The sequence below is a fragment of the Jannaschia formosa genome (assembly GCF_003340555.1).
Taxonomy (GTDB): Bacteria; Pseudomonadota; Alphaproteobacteria; order Rhodobacterales; family Rhodobacteraceae; genus Jannaschia; species Jannaschia formosa.
The window spans coordinates 48,204-61,645 of the sequence record NZ_QPLJ01000010.1 but is presented as its reverse complement, the minus strand read 5'-3'; the positions used below and the strand labels follow the sequence as shown (position 1 = coordinate 61,645).

The 13,442-nt window shown below is 68.4% G+C and carries 14 protein-coding genes; 12 read left to right on the top strand and 2 right to left on the bottom strand.

From position 1 onward, the window contains the following. Nucleotides 1–431: 431 nt before the first annotated feature. Complete coding sequence (locus DR046_RS12140; RefSeq protein WP_115382657.1) at nt 432–1,451, bottom strand: Gfo/Idh/MocA family protein; 1,020 nt, start codon at nt 1,449–1,451, stop codon at nt 432–434. Next, nucleotides 1,448–2,515, bottom strand: coding sequence for an isocitrate/isopropylmalate dehydrogenase family protein (locus DR046_RS12135; RefSeq protein ID WP_115382656.1), 1,068 nt, complete (start codon nt 2,513–2,515; stop codon nt 1,448–1,450). Before DR046_RS12135 ends, DR046_RS12140 begins: the two co-directional genes overlap by 4 nt. 59 nt (nt 2,516–2,574) lie before the next feature. Here DR046_RS12135 and DR046_RS12130 point away from each other — a divergent pair, with 59 nt between their 5' ends. The 12 genes from DR046_RS12130 (at nt 2,575) to murB (ending at nt 13,394) form a co-directional block, all read left to right on the top strand. Continuing rightward, entirely contained in the window at nt 2,575–2,862 is a 288-nt protein-coding gene (locus tag DR046_RS12130) for a putative quinol monooxygenase (protein ID WP_115382655.1), read from the top strand. Beyond that, nucleotides 2,859–3,644 carry an N-acyl homoserine lactonase family protein gene (locus DR046_RS12125; protein WP_115382654.1) on the top strand — a complete coding sequence of 262 codons (786 nt, stop codon included), beginning with the start codon at nt 2,859–2,861 and terminating at the stop codon, nt 3,642–3,644. The genes DR046_RS12130 and DR046_RS12125 overlap by 4 nt, the downstream gene beginning before the upstream one ends. A 197-nt stretch (nt 3,645–3,841) precedes the next feature. After that, nucleotides 3,842–4,891: a TRAP transporter substrate-binding protein gene (locus DR046_RS12120; protein ID WP_115382653.1), complete on the top strand. Its 1,050-nt coding sequence runs from the start codon at nt 3,842–3,844 to the stop codon at nt 4,889–4,891. 126 nt (nt 4,892–5,017) lie between these two features. Continuing rightward, on the top strand, nt 5,018–5,884 hold the full coding sequence (locus DR046_RS12115) for a TRAP transporter small permease subunit (protein WP_115382652.1): 867 nt from the start codon (nt 5,018–5,020) through the stop codon (nt 5,882–5,884). Further along, on the top strand, nt 5,884–7,332 hold the full coding sequence (locus DR046_RS12110; protein ID WP_115382739.1) for a TRAP transporter large permease: 1,449 nt from the start codon (nt 5,884–5,886) through the stop codon (nt 7,330–7,332). The genes DR046_RS12115 and DR046_RS12110 overlap by 1 nt, the downstream gene beginning before the upstream one ends. A 90-nt stretch (nt 7,333–7,422) precedes the next feature. Beyond that, complete coding sequence (locus tag DR046_RS23655) at nt 7,423–7,593, top strand: hypothetical protein (RefSeq protein ID WP_167767092.1); 171 nt, start codon at nt 7,423–7,425, stop codon at nt 7,591–7,593. Nucleotides 7,594–7,597: 4 nt separating this feature from the next. Continuing rightward, the gene (locus DR046_RS12105) at nt 7,598–8,185 is read left to right on the top strand and encodes an SCO family protein (RefSeq protein ID WP_115382651.1); all 588 of its coding nucleotides are present in this window, start codon (nt 7,598–7,600) and stop codon (nt 8,183–8,185) included. A 209-nt stretch (nt 8,186–8,394) separates the two neighbouring features. Next, a complete protein-coding gene (locus tag DR046_RS12100; RefSeq protein ID WP_115382650.1) occupies nt 8,395–9,564 on the top strand; it encodes a peptidoglycan glycosyltransferase FtsW in 1,170 nt (389 codons plus the stop codon). Next, on the top strand, nt 9,561–10,649 hold the full coding sequence (gene murG / locus DR046_RS12095) for an undecaprenyldiphospho-muramoylpentapeptide beta-N-acetylglucosaminyltransferase (protein WP_115382649.1): 1,089 nt from the start codon (nt 9,561–9,563) through the stop codon (nt 10,647–10,649). Before DR046_RS12100 ends, murG begins: the two co-directional genes overlap by 4 nt. A 14-nt stretch (nt 10,650–10,663) precedes the next feature. After that, complete coding sequence (murC, locus tag DR046_RS12090; protein WP_115382738.1) at nt 10,664–12,064, top strand: UDP-N-acetylmuramate--L-alanine ligase; 1,401 nt, start codon at nt 10,664–10,666, stop codon at nt 12,062–12,064. Nucleotide 12,065: 1 nt separating this feature from the next. Continuing rightward, complete coding sequence (locus DR046_RS12085) at nt 12,066–12,305, top strand: DUF2484 family protein (protein WP_115382648.1); 240 nt, start codon at nt 12,066–12,068, stop codon at nt 12,303–12,305. A 162-nt stretch (nt 12,306–12,467) separates the two neighbouring features. Further along, nucleotides 12,468–13,394: a UDP-N-acetylmuramate dehydrogenase gene (gene murB, locus DR046_RS12080; protein ID WP_115382647.1), complete on the top strand. Its 927-nt coding sequence runs from the start codon at nt 12,468–12,470 to the stop codon at nt 13,392–13,394. Nucleotides 13,395–13,442: the final 48 nt, after the last annotated feature.

Here is a 13,442-nt window from a genome sequence, read left to right as displayed (position 1 = left end):
CCGCCAGGACCGTTTCGCTAAAGTGCCGGACGCCAAGATCGATCCGACGGGACTTCGCCGATCTTCGCCCATTCGGGACCTTCTGAGGATCCTTTCGGTGGAATGGTCCGGCAGCGCGGATCTCGGGGGTCTCGTGCCCGCATCTAGTAGGAGAGGGCGCAATCGGTCCGGGCCGATTTGCAGTCGTTCTCCGCCTGGCTGGCGACGGGCAGAAGCCCGACGAAGGCCAGGAAGAGAAGCATCAATACCAGCACCACCTGGGTGTTTCCCGCACCGGCGCGAGCGTTCCGCCGCGCCAAGATCGTTTTCGGAGTCATCTTCGCCTCGGTTGCTCATGTTTCACATGAAGGGTGTGCCCCGTCTTGTGGCTCCCGGAGGTGAAGGCTTCGATAACGCCGCGCAGGAAGCGGTTCGAAGTTTAGCGACCCGCCTCACCCGACGGGCAGGCGCGTGCGGGCCTCCGACGCGGCATAGGCCAGCTCGACCAGCGCCATGACGTCCAGATAGGCGCGTGCTTCGTTCTCCAGCGCGGTGTCGCCCTGAAGGGCGCGCACGACATGGGATTGCAGCGCGTGCACGCTGTCACCCGCGAAGCCCGGCCAGTCGCGCGGCTCCAGCAGGGTCTCGACCGCCTGTGTGCCGGATCGGCGTACGGTGACGGCACCGTCCCCGGTCAGGCGCAGCGTGCCCTCCGTCCCCTCCAGCAGCGCGGTCCCGAAGGTGCGGCGCGGGTCGTCGGTCTCGAAATCGAGCAGGCGATTGCCGTCGAGCACCGCCCGCGCCCCGCCGCCGTAGTCGAGCACGACGAGCCCTGCATCCTCGCCCCGGATGGCGGGGTTCAGGCGTCGTAGATCGGCATAGATCCCGTCGGGCGGCCCCAACAGGTAGCGGAACACGTCGAGGTAGTGCACGCCGGTCTCGTGGATCAGCAGGCGCGGCATTGTGCGGAAATAGGGCTGGCGGGAGAGATAGGCGTCCTCGCCCTGGCCGTCGCCGGGGCGCAGGCGGAAGGTCAGCGACAGGGTCCTGCCGATCCGGTCCGCGTCGAGTGCCGCGCGGAAGCAGCGGAACCAGGGCTGAAAGCGGAAATTCTCGTGCACGATCAGCGGGACGCCCGCGGCCTCGGCCTCGGCGGTAACGGCGCGAGCCTCGTTGAGCGAGGTGCAGAAGGGCTTCTGGCAGATGATCGCGCGCAGGCCGCGGGGCAGGGCGGCGCGGATCGCCGCGGCATGGCTCGGCGGTGGCGTGGCGATGTCCAGCAGGTCGATTCCGGCGCCAAGCAGCCCGTCGAGATCGGCGTGATCGGCACCCTTCGCCGGGTCCGCATCGGCGGTAGCCACCAGCGTCGCGCCCTCGATCCGGCCCCAGGCCTCGCGGTGAAACCGCGCGAAGTAGCCGAGCCCGAGAAGCCCGACCCGCAGCGGAGCCCCGGACGAGGCCGGCGGCGTCACAACCGCGCGATCACGGCATTCGCCGCGCCTTCGGTGTCGAGCGGGCCGCCGAGGTCCCCCGTCGTCTCTCCGGCGGCGAGGCAGGCGTCGACGGCGGCCTGCACCCGGGCCGCATCGGCGATCATCGGGGGCATTTCATGCCGCCGCCCCAGCCAGTCCAGCATCATCCCTGCCGAGAGGATCATCGCGAAGGGATTGGCGATGCGCTTTCCCGCGATGTCGGGCGCCGAGCCGTGGCAGGGCTGGAACACCGCATGCTCGTCACCGATATCCGCCGAGGGCGCGAGCCCAAGCCCGCCCATCAGCCCCGCGCCGAGATCCGAGAGGATGTCGCCGAACATGTTCTCGGTCACCATCACGTCCCAGTCCCAAGGCTTCAGCACGAACCACAGGGCCATCGCGTCGACATAGGCGTGGTCGGCGGCCAGGTCGGGATAGTCCTTGGCGACCCCGTCGAAGACGTTGCGCCAGAAGGCGAAGGCGCGGAAGACGTTGGCCTTGTCCACGCTGGTCACGCGGCCGCGGTGGCCCTCGGCCTTGCGCGCGCGGGCGAGGTCGAAGGCGAAGCGGCAGACCTTCGTGGTGGTGCGGCGGGTCAGGCGCAGGGTCTCCTCGGCCATGTCCTCGGTCACGAGGCCCTTGCCCTGAGTGTGGAACAGCCCCTCCGTCGACTCGCGCACGAGGACAAAGTCGACCCTCTTGCCTTCGGGCAGGGCGAGCGGCGTGCGCATTCCCGGAACGATCCGGACGGGGCGCACCCCGGCATAGAGGTCCAGGGTGATGCGGATGTCGATCTGCGGCGTCATCTCGGTCCCGTCGGGATAGCGCACCGCCGGATCGCCCAGCGCCGATAGCAGGATCGCGTCCGCCGCCCGCGCCGTGGCGAGCGACGTCTCCGGCAGGTCCGAGCCGCAATCGAGATAGCTGGCCGCGCCCGCCGGGCAGTCCTGCCAGTCGAAGTCGTAGTCCGGCGACAGGCCGTCCAGCAGGCGCAGGGTCGGGGCCATGATCTCCGGCCCGATGCCGTCGCCGTGGAAGACCGCGATCTGAAAACGCTTTGACATCCGGGGGCCCCCTGCGACAGTCGCGCCCAGATAGGCAGAACCGACCTGGGAGGGGAAGGATGTTCGCTGTCACCGTCACCGTCGAGGTGACCCCCGGAAGGATGCCCGATTTCCTGCCCGCGCTGATGGAGAACGCCCGCGCCTCGCTGGGCGAGCCGGCCTGCCTGCGCTTCGACGTGCTGACCGACCCGGCGCGGCCGGACGAGGTCTTCCTCTACGAGATCTACGACGACGCGGCGGGCTTCGACGCGCATCGCCGGACGCAGCACTACCGGACCTTCGATGCGGCGGTGGGGCCGATGATCGCGGCGAAGCGGGTCCGGACCTGGGAGAAGGTCGAGGGATGACCTGGGAGGTCTTTGCGCTGCGCTACGCGGAGCGCAATGCGCGGGTGCGGGGCGACAGCTTCATGATGGACGACGACCACGCGGCGGCGCATCCGATGGACTACTTCATGTGGCTGCTCAGGCGCGGGGCCCGGACGATCCTGGTCGATACCGGCTACGACGCGCCCGAGGCGGAGCGGCGCGGCCGGCCGATCCTGACCGATCCGCGCGCGGCGCTCGCCCCCTTCGGCCTCGCGCCCGAGGCGGTCGACACGGTGATCGTGACCCATCTGCACTATGACCACGCGGGCGGGCTGCATCTCTTTCCGAACGCGCGGCTGCACCTGCAGGCAAGGGAGATGGCCTATGCCACCGGGCCCTGCATGTGCCACGATCTGCTGCGGATGCCGTTCACCGGCGACCATGTCTGCGAGGCGGTGCGGCGGCTTTACCAGAGTCGGGTGCAGTTCCACGACGGCGACGGAGAGGTCGCCGAGGGCGTCACCGTCCATCGCATCGGCGGGCATTCCAAAGGGCTTCAGGCCGTCCGGGTGCAGACGCAGGCCGGCTGGCTCTGCCTCGCGTCCGACGCCGCGCATTTCTACGAGAACTTCCAGAAGGCCAGGCCCTTCCCGATCGTCGCCGACGTGACCGAGATGCTGGACGGCTTCGCCCGGATCCAGGCGCTGGCCTCGGCGCCGGGCCTGGTCGTGCCGGGCCACGACCCGTTGGTGCGGCGCCTGTTCCCGCGGGAGGCGCCGGAGGCGTGGCGGCTCTCGTCGGGGCCGCTGCCAATGGCCTGACACCTCTCCGCAAAGCGAAACGCGAGCCATGGGCATCACAGGGACAGGAAGTTGCCGCAGGACGCGCGGGAGGAGCAGATTCGTGCTGGCCCCATCAAAGGTTAATCGGTAAAGAAATCTTACCAAGCGCGTCGGGGAGAGGTCGGCGCGCAGGGGCAACGACCCCGCGAACGGTTCAGTAGGGAGGAACCACAGCCATGAAACTCAGGTCCATCGCGCTCGCCACCACGGCGGCGGTCAGCATCGCAGGCGCCGCGCAGGCGCAGGAGGTCTTCGAGCTCTCCTCGACCTATGCCCAGAACCTGCCGATTCTCGGCACGGCCTCGGTCGCTTTCGTCGAGAAGATCAACGGCATCTCCGAGTCGGTCGAGTTCGAGCACTTCAACCCGGGCGAACTGGTCCCGGCGCTGGAGGTGCTTGACGCAACCTCCAACGGCTCGATCGACGCGGCCTATTCGACGGCGGGCTACTGGCAGGGCCGGTTCAACGCCGCGGGTCTCTTCGCCGCCGTGCCCTTCGGGCCGGAGCCGGGCGAAATGCTGGCCTGGATGATGTATGACGACGGCATGGAGCTGTTCCAGCGCATGTACGACGAGGGCGGCTACAACGTGAAGGTGCTCGTCTGCGGCATGTACGCGCCCGAGACCTCCGGCTGGTTCAAGGAGGAGATCACCTCGCTCGACCAGCTCCAGGGCCTCAACATGCGCTTCTTCGGCCTCGGTGCCGAGGTGATGGAGAAGCTTGGCGTCTCGACCTCGCTGCTGGCCGGTGGCGACATCTTCCCGGCGCTCGAGCGCGGCGCCATCGACGCGACCGAGTTCTCCATGCCGCTCGTGGACGCCAACCTCGGCTTCTACAACATCGCGAAGTACAACTACTTCCCCGGCTGGCACCAGCCCTCGACCCTGTTCGAGCTCCTGATCAACAAGGACCGCTGGGACGACCTCGACGAGCGCTCGCAGCGCCAGATCGAGATCGCCTGCATGGCCAACCTCGCCGACAACTTCGCCGAGGGCGAGGCCAAGAACTTCCCGGCGATGAAGCAGAACGTCGAGGAGTACGGGGTCGAGATCAAGAACTGGACGCCCGAGCAGCTCGACGCCTTCGAGGCCGCCTGGGAGGAGGTCGCCGCCGAACTCGCCGCCGAGGACCCGTTCTTCAAGGAGGTCTGGGACGACCTGCAGGAGTTCCGCGAAGGCTACGCGCTCTGGGGCGACAACATCTACCTGCCGCGTCCGCGCGACTGACCGGAGCGTCGGCGGTCCGCCCTGCGCGGGCCGCCTCGGCAAGGGCACGACCGGGCCGGGCGGATGAAAACCGCCCGGCCCTCTGACGTAGGCCCCCGAGAAGCGGGGCCGGGCAGGGGGATTTCGATGAGCCAGACACCACAGGAAACCGTCGGCGGGAGCGGGCTGGACGGTCCGATCGTCGCCATCACCGACCCGGGCGAGATCGGGCGGGCCGAGCACAACCGCGGCGACCGCTTCGTCGTGGCCGTGTCGAACCTCTTCGCCTGGCTCTTCCCGATCCTGATGCTCGTCATCGTGGCGCAGGTCTTCCTGCGCAACTTCGGGCGCATCGGCATCGGCCCCGGCAATCAGGCTTGGATGGACGATCTTCAGTGGTGGCTCTACGGCGCCGCCGTTCTGGTCGGCGTGGCCTATGCCGTGACGACCAACAGCCATGTCCGCGTCGACATCTTCTACGACCACTTCCCCAAGCGGAAGCAGCGCCGGATCGACGTCTTCGGGCTGGCCTGGCTGTTCCTGCCCTTCATCATCCTGTGCTGGGACGTCACGCTGGGCTATGCGGTCCAGTCCATCGGCGCGCGCGAGGGATCGAGCAGCCCGAACGGCCTGCACGCGCTCTATGTGCTCAAGACCTTCGTCAACGTCGCCTTCCTGTTTATCGCGGTGGCGACCTGGTTCGCCTATGTGCGGATGCTGGCAAAGCTGGTGCGGCCGCTCTGGTGGCGCAAGCTGCTCTACGCCTTCCCGGCCGTGGCCTTCGCGGTCAACCTGGCGGTCTACTACATCGGCCTCGGCCTTGCGCTCCTGCTGTCGGAACCCGGGACCGATGCGCGCCAGGCCTCGCGGACGTGGTTCTTCGACTCGCTGGAGCTGCCGTTGAATCAGGAGATGAAGATCACCGTCCTGGTCGCGCTGGTCCTGACCGTGATCCTGATCGCTGCCGCCTACGTGCTGCGCGACCGCTCGGCCGATGACCGGGGGGCCCCATGATGGGCGTGCTCGGCGTCATCGGGCAGGTCATGACCCTCAACGAGCTTGTCGTGCTGGTCATGTTCCTGACCTTCATCTGGATGCTGTTCCGCGGCATCCCGGTGGCCTTCGCGCTGGTCGGCGTGTCGCTGATCTACGCGCTCTTTGCCGAAATCTTCCTCGACCCCTACCGCCGGGCCTTCGAGGACGTGATCGCGTTCGACCGCACCGGCATCGACTATCAGCGGCTGTCGGTGCTGTCGGCCCGGCTGTTCGGCAACGTCGTGCAGAACCCGGTTCTCGTGGCGCTGCCGATGTTCATCTACATGGGCCTGATGCTCGACCAGTCGGGCGTCGCGCAGCGGATGATGATCTCGATGCAGAAGCTGTTCGGAGGCCTGCGCGGCGGCCTCGCGCTGACGGTGCTGCTGATCGGCATCATCCTCGCCGCCTCGACCGGCGTCATCGGCGCCTCGGTCACGCTGCTGGGCGTGATGGCGCTGCCGCAGATGATGCAGCAGGGCTACTCGAAGGAGGTCTCGACCGGGACAATCGCCGCCGCGGGCACGCTGGGCATCCTGATCCCGCCCTCGATCATGCTGGTCATCATGTCCGACCAGCTCGCCATCTCGCTGGGCGACCTGTTCATGGGCGCGCTGTTCCCGGGTCTGATCCTCGGCGGCCTCTACATCGCCTTCATCGTCGTCTTCGGCCTCGTCAAGCCGGGCGCGATGCCGGTCCCGCCCAATGCCGGCCAGGTGAACTGGCCCATCGTGAAGGAGGTGCTGATCGCGGTCGTGCCGCCGCTATTCCTGATCCTGCTGGTGCTGGGGTCGATCTTCGCGGGCCTCGCGACGCCGACCGAGGCGTCGGGGCTCGGCGCGCTGGGCGCGACCCTGCTGGCGCTGGCCAACCGCAGGCTCAGCTTCAGGGTCTTCGTCGAGGTCGCCCGCTCCACGCTCAACACCGCGGGCTACATCGTCGGCATCTTCCTCGCCGCGAACTTCTTCGCGCTGGTGCTGCGCCGCTATGGCGGGGACGAGATCGTGCAGAGCCATGTCGTGGGCTTCTTCGAGAACCCCTACATGATCGTGCTGTTCATCCTGTTCATCGTCTTCCTGCTGGGCTTCCTGCTCGACTGGATCGAGATCACGATCATCATCATGCCGCTGATGCTGCCGATCATCTCGGGCCTCGAACTGGCGGTGCCGGATTTCGGCCAGGTCCAGAACCCGTCGGTCGTGTGGTTCGCCATCCTCGTCGCGGTGACATTGCAGACAAGCTTCCTCACACCACCGGTCGGCTTCGCGCTGTTCTACCTGAAAGGCGTCTGCCCGCCGGGTGTGACCCTCGGGCATATCTACCGGGGCGTCGTTCCCTTCGTGCTGCTGCAGCTCACCGGCCTTGCCATCGTCTTCGTCTTCCCGGCGCTGACGACCTGGCTGCCTTCGGTGGCCTACGGCAACTGAGCGCGGAACCCGCGCGACGGGGTGTCACGCTTGGCATTCCGCGCGCCGGGTGGCATCCCGGCCCCGATCCACGCGAGAGGAGCCGGACCGATGCAGAGATACCTCGCCGCCGCAGCCCTGGCGGTCTTCGCGACCGCCGCGCTGACCTCGCCGCTCTGGACGGAACGGTCCGGCCTCGACGTGGCGACCTCGGCGGGCGAGGCCGCGACGGACGAGCCGGTCCTGATCTTCGCCGCGATCCGCGCCGTCGCCGGGAACTGACGGGATGGACCGCCGCACCCTGACCATCGGCCTCGGCGCGGGCGTCGCGCTGCTCGCGCTCGGCTCCGGCTTCGCCGTCCGGCAGGTGATGGAGGGCCGCAGCGCCGTCACCGGCACCGCGCTCGGCGCGCCCTTCACGCTGACCGACCACAACGGCGCGCCGATCACCGAGGCGGCCTTCCAGGGCCGCCCCTCGCTGCTGTTCTTCGGCTTCACCCATTGCCCCGAGATCTGCCCGACCACGGTCTACGACATGGAAACCTGGCTTTCGGAGATGGAGGTCGCGCCCGAGGCGCTGGGCGCCTATTTCGTCACGATCGACCCCGAACGGGACACGCCCGAGTTCCTCAGGGACTATCTCGAGCCGCAGAGCGACCGGATCGTCGGCATCACCGGCGAGCCGGACGCGGTCCGGGAGATGGCGAAGTCCTGGCGCGTCTACTTCCAGAAGCGCCCCCTGGGCGAGGGCGACTACACGATGGACCACTACGCGTCGGTCTTCGTCCTCAACGGGAACGGCGAGGTCGTCGACCTCATCCCCTACGGCACCCCCGCCGAGGAGGCGAAGGCCAAGATCGCCCGCGTGCTCTGACGGCGCCTCTTTTTTGAGACATTTCAGAAGGTTGACGCGCCCGCACCCTTCGATCATCGACGAACAACCCGGCCGGAGCGCGACGCATCGGAGCGGAGCCGCCGTCGGACCCCCGTCCTGCGCGAGAAGGGTAGCGTGAGGCGAATCGCTCGGCTACAGTCCCCAAATCAGACCCGGACAACCGGGCGGGCAGTCGGACAGGCAGACCAATGACAGAAATCGCGCACGGCGCGGTCGTCGTCCTTCCGGGCGAGGCCATCCTTTCCAGGTGGTGGCGGACGTTGGACAAGGGCGTCCTGCTTTCGGTCACGATGCTGTTCGCCATCGGCATCGTGCTGGGGCTCGCCGCCTCGGTCCCCCTGGCCGAGCGCAACGGACAGTCCCCGTTCTACTATGTCGAGCGGCAGGTGATCTTCGGCGCGATGGCCTTCGTCGTCATGCTGTCGGTCTCGGCGATGTCGCCTCAGCTGGTGCGCCGCCTTGCGGTCTTCGGCTTCGCCTTCGCCCTCGTGGCGCTGATGCTGCTGCCGGTGCTCGGCACCGATTTCGGCAAGGGGGCGACGCGCTGGTATTCGCTGGGCTTCGCCTCGCTGCAGCCGTCCGAATTCCTGAAGCCCGTCTTCATCACCACCGCCGCCTGGCTCATGGCCGCCGGGGCGGAGCCGAACGGCCCGCCGGGCAAGACCATCAGCTTCGCGTTTCTGGGCCTGATCACGATCTTCCTCGCGCTCCAGCCCGATTTCGGGCAGGCGATGCTGATCATCGTCGCCTGGTCGGCAGTCTATTTCGTCGCCGGCGCGCCGATCGTGCTGCTGACCGGGGTGGTCGGGGCGGTCGGCCTGGCCGGCATCATCGCCTACAACAACTCGGAGCATTTCGCCCGTCGCATCGACGGCTTCCTCAGCCCTGACGTCGATCCGCGCACCCAGATGGGCTATGCCATCGACGCGATCCGCGAGGGCGGCTTCCTCGGCACCGGCGTGAACGAGGGCCGGGTGAAATGGACGCTGCCCGACGCCCATACCGACTTCATCATCGCCGTCGCGGCCGAGGAATACGGGATGATCCTCGTCCTCGCGGTCATCGCGCTTTTTGCGACGATCACCTACCGCTCGCTGCTGCGGCTCTGCGTCGAGCGGGATGTGTTCATCCGCCTCGCGGGCACCGGGCTGACGGTGCTGCTGGCCAGCCAGGCCTTCATCAACCTGGGCGTCGCGGTCCGGCTTCTGCCCGCCAAGGGCATGACGCTGCCCTTCGTCAGCTACGGCGGCTCTTCGCTGATCGCGATGGGGCTGCTGATGGGGATGCTGCTCTGCTTCACGCGCCAGCGCCCGCAGGCCGAGATCGGCGACCATCTGCTGTCGAACGGCTACCGATGAGCGGGCCGCTGCTCGTCATCGCCGCCGGGGGGACCGGCGGCCATATGTTTCCCGCGCAGGCCACCGCGGAGGAGATGCTCCGCCGCGGCTGGCGCGTGAAGCTCTCGACCGACGAGCGCGGCGCCCGCTATGCCGGCAACTTCCCCGAGGACGTGGATATCGAGATCGTCCCCTCGGCCACCTTCGCGCGCGGGGGGCTATCCGCGAAGTTGCAGGTGCCGCTGAAGCTGACCCGCGGCGTCATGGCGGCGATGCGGGCCTTCCGCGCCGACCGGCCGACAGCCGTGGCCGGCTTCGGCGGCTACCCGTCGATCCCGGCGCTTGCGGCGGCGGTCCTGATGAAGCTGCCCCGCCTGATCCACGAGCAGAACGGCGTCCCCGGCCGCGTCAACCGCGTCTTCGCCCCGCGCGTCGACGCCTTCGCCTGCGGCATCTGGCCCACCGACCTGCCGTCGGGGGTCGAGGGCGTGCATGTCGGCAACCCGGTCCGCGACGCGATCCTGCGGCGCGAGAACGCCCCCTATATCGCGCCGGGCGACCACCCGATGTCGATCCTCGTCATCGGCGGCAGCCAGGGCGCACGCGTCCTGTCGGACACTGTCCCCGAGGCGCTGGCCCATCTGCCCGAGGACATTCTTCGCAACATCCGCGTCGCCCACCAGGCCCGTCCCGAGGACGAGGCCCGCGTGACCTCCTTCTACGCCGAAGCCGGGATTGACGCCGAGGTGCGTCCCTTCTTCGATGACGTGCCCAACCGCATGGCCGACGCCCAGCTTGTCATCTGCCGCTCCGGCGCGTCGACCGTGGCCGACCTGTCGGTCATCGGCCGCCCCGCGATCCTGATCCCCTATGCCGCCGCCGCCGGCGACCACCAGACCGCCAATGCCCGCGGTCTGGTCGAGGCGGGGGCGGCGATCATGACACCCGAATCGAAACTCACGGCCGCCAGCCTCGCCGAACAGGTCGAGCTGATCCTCTCCAACCCTGACGGGGCCGCGCGCATGGCCCGTGCCGCGCACTCGACCGCGAAACCGGATGCGGCTATCCGGCTCGCGGACCTCGTCCAGCACCTGAGCCAACAATGAACGCGATCTTACAGATGAACGCCACCAAGCTTCCGACCCAGATGGGTCCGATCCATTTCGTCGGCATCGGCGGGATCGGGATGTCCGGCATCGCCGAGGTGCTTCTGTCGCACGGGTATTCGGTCCAGGGATCGGACCTGAAATCGTCCAAGATCACGAAGCGGCTGGAGGCGCTGGGCGCAAAGGTCTTCGAGGGTCAACAGGTCGAGAACCTCGACGGGGCCGAGGTCGTCGTCATCTCCTCCGCGATCAAGCCGGGCAACCCGGAACTCGACACCGCCCGCGCGCGCGGCCTGCCGGTGGTGCGCCGCGCCGAGATGCTGGCGGAGCTGATGCGCCTGAAGTCCAACGTCGCCGTCGCCGGGACTCATGGCAAGACGACCACGACGACCATGGTGGCGGCCCTGCTCGACGCCGGCGAGATGGACCCGACCGTCATCAACGGCGGCATCATCCACGCCTACGATTCCAACGCCCATATGGGGCAGGGCGAGTGGATGGTGGTCGAGGCCGACGAAAGCGACGGCACCTTCAACCGCCTGCCCGCGACGATCGCCATCGTCACCAATATCGACCCCGAGCACATGGAGCATTGGGGCACGATCGAGAACCTGCGGAAGGGCTTCACCGACTTCGTCTCGAACATCCCCTTCTACGGGCTGGCCGTCTGCTGCACCGATCACCCTGAGGTGCGCAGCCTCGTCGGCCGCGTCACCGATCGCCGCGTCGTCACCTTCGGCTTCAACGCCCAGGCCGACGTGCGGGCCACGGGACTGCGCTACGAGGCCGGGGTTGCCCATTTCGATATCCAGCTCCAGGTCGAGGGTGAGGTGATCGAGGGCTGCTCCTTGCCGATGCCGGGAGACCACAACGTCTCGAACGCGCTCTCGGCTGTGGCCGTCGCACGGGAGCTCGGGGTGCCCAAGGACGTGATCCGCGAGGCGCTGGCGAAGTTCGGAGGCGTCAACCGACGCTTCACCCGCGTCGGCGAGTGGAACGGCGTGCCGATCATCGACGATTACGGCCACCACCCGGTCGAGATCGCCGCCGTCATCAAGGCGGCCCGGCAGAGCATCGAGCAGGGCCACCGCGTCATCGCCATCCACCAGCCGCACCGCTATTCGCGGCTGTCCTCGCTCTTCGACGATTTCTGCGGCTGCTTCTCGGAGGCGGACGTGGTCGGCATCGCCGAGGTCTTCGCGGCAGGCGAGGATCCGATTCCCGGCGCGTCCCGCGACGACCTCGTCAGCGGGCTGATCCGGACCGGCCACCGCCACGCCCGCGCCGTGACCGACGAGGCCGACCTGGCCCGGCTGGTGCGCGAGCAGGCGCGTCCGGGGGACATCGTCGTCTGCCTCGGCGCGGGCACGATCTCCGCCTGGGCGAACGCCTTGCCCGAGACGCTGGCGGGCTGAGATGGCGCTGGTCGCCCTCTGCCTCTGGGTCGTCCTGGCCTGGCTGCTGATGGTGACCCTGACCGCGAGACAGTCCTGGCCTGCCGCCTACGGCCTGATCGCCCTGGGCCTGCCGCTTCTTGGCTGGCTCGGCTGGACCGAGGGCTGGGTCTGGACGCTGGCCGGCGCGCTGGTCATGGGCACGGTGCTCCGCTGGCCGGTGCGCTATGCGTGGCGGTGGGTCCGGACGCGGATCGGTTGAGCGTCGTGTCTCGATACGGAGAGGTCCGGAAACCGTCGCGTCGTCGGTGCGCCGCTCTCCGCGACCCAAGCCAGATCCACGAAGCGTCATCCTCGGGTCGAGTCCGGGGACGACGCCCTCAACGCGGTTCCTGACAGCCGTGAAAGGCTCTACCAACCTCCCATGACCTACCCTCCCACCCGTGGCGCCCTCACCCCGAACCGTCCGCTTTCGGACCTCACCTGGCTCCGCGTCGGCGGGCCGGCCGACGCGCTGTTCCAGCCCGCCGACGAGGAGGACCTTGCCGCCTTCCTGCGGGATCTCGACCCGGGCATCCCGGTCTTTCCGATGGGCGTCGGCTCCAACCTGATCGTGCGCGATGGCGGCCTGCGCGCCGTCGTCGTCCGGCTGGGGCGGGGGTTCAACGGGATCGAGTTCGACGGCGATCTCGTCCATGCGGGGGCCGCCGCGCTCGACGCCCATGTCGCGCGGAAGGCCGCGCAGCAGGGCAGGGACCTGACCTTCCTCAGGACAATCCCCGGCTCCGTCGGCGGCGCCGTGGCGATGAACGCGGGCTGCTACGGGACTTACGTCGCGGACCGGCTGGTCGAAATCCGCGCGGTGAGTCGCGAGGGCAACAGCCTGACCCTGCCGGCCGAGGCGCTGAACCTCGCCTACCGCTCCTCGGACCTGCCCGACGGCGCCGTCATCACCCGCGCCACGTTCCGCGCGCCCGAGGGCGATCCGGAGGAGCTGGAGCTGCGCATGGAGGAGCAGCTCGCCACCCGCGACGCGACCCAGCCGACCAGGGAGCGCAGCGCCGGAAGTACCTTCCGCAACCCCGCCGGCTACAGCTCCACCGGACGGGCGGACGACGTCCACGACCTGAAGGCCTGGAAGGTGATCGACGACGCCGGCATGCGCGGCGCGACCCGCGGCGGGGCGATCATGTCGCCCAAGCATTCGAACTTCCTCGTCAATGCGGGCGGCGCCACGGCGGCCGATCTCGAATCACTTGGCGAAGAGGTGAGAAAGAGGGTTCACGAGACGAGCGGAATATCGCTAGTATGGGAAATCAAGCGGGTCGGAGAACCCGCCGGAGAGGTCTGAGGCTCTCCAAAACCCCCGGCAAGGCCCGTCAGAGGCCGCCCAGAAGGG

Excerpts from the sequence above, each read along its gene's own strand:
- DR046_RS12135 (WP_115382656.1), bottom strand. The coding sequence starts at position 2,515 with ATGTCAAAGCGTTTTCAGATCGCGGTCTTCCACGGCGACGGCATCGGG.
- murB (WP_115382647.1), top strand. The coding sequence starts at position 12,468 with ATGACCTACCCTCCCACCCGTGGCGCCCTCACCCCGAACCGTCCGCTT.
- DR046_RS12115 (WP_115382652.1), top strand. The coding sequence starts at position 5,018 with ATGAGCCAGACACCACAGGAAACCGTCGGCGGGAGCGGGCTGGACGGT.
- murC (WP_115382738.1), top strand. The coding sequence starts at position 10,664 with ATGAACGCCACCAAGCTTCCGACCCAGATGGGTCCGATCCATTTCGTC.
- DR046_RS12125 (WP_115382654.1), top strand. The coding sequence starts at position 2,859 with ATGACCTGGGAGGTCTTTGCGCTGCGCTACGCGGAGCGCAATGCGCGG.
- DR046_RS12110 (WP_115382739.1), top strand. The coding sequence starts at position 5,884 with ATGGGCGTGCTCGGCGTCATCGGGCAGGTCATGACCCTCAACGAGCTT.
- DR046_RS12130 (WP_115382655.1), top strand. The coding sequence starts at position 2,575 with ATGTTCGCTGTCACCGTCACCGTCGAGGTGACCCCCGGAAGGATGCCC.
- DR046_RS23655 (WP_167767092.1), top strand. The coding sequence starts at position 7,423 with ATGCAGAGATACCTCGCCGCCGCAGCCCTGGCGGTCTTCGCGACCGCC.
- DR046_RS12100 (WP_115382650.1), top strand. The coding sequence starts at position 8,395 with ATGACAGAAATCGCGCACGGCGCGGTCGTCGTCCTTCCGGGCGAGGCC.
- DR046_RS12085 (WP_115382648.1), top strand. The coding sequence starts at position 12,066 with ATGGCGCTGGTCGCCCTCTGCCTCTGGGTCGTCCTGGCCTGGCTGCTG.
- murG (WP_115382649.1), top strand. The coding sequence starts at position 9,561 with ATGAGCGGGCCGCTGCTCGTCATCGCCGCCGGGGGGACCGGCGGCCAT.
- DR046_RS12105 (WP_115382651.1), top strand. The coding sequence starts at position 7,598 with ATGGACCGCCGCACCCTGACCATCGGCCTCGGCGCGGGCGTCGCGCTG.
- DR046_RS12120 (WP_115382653.1), top strand. The coding sequence starts at position 3,842 with ATGAAACTCAGGTCCATCGCGCTCGCCACCACGGCGGCGGTCAGCATC.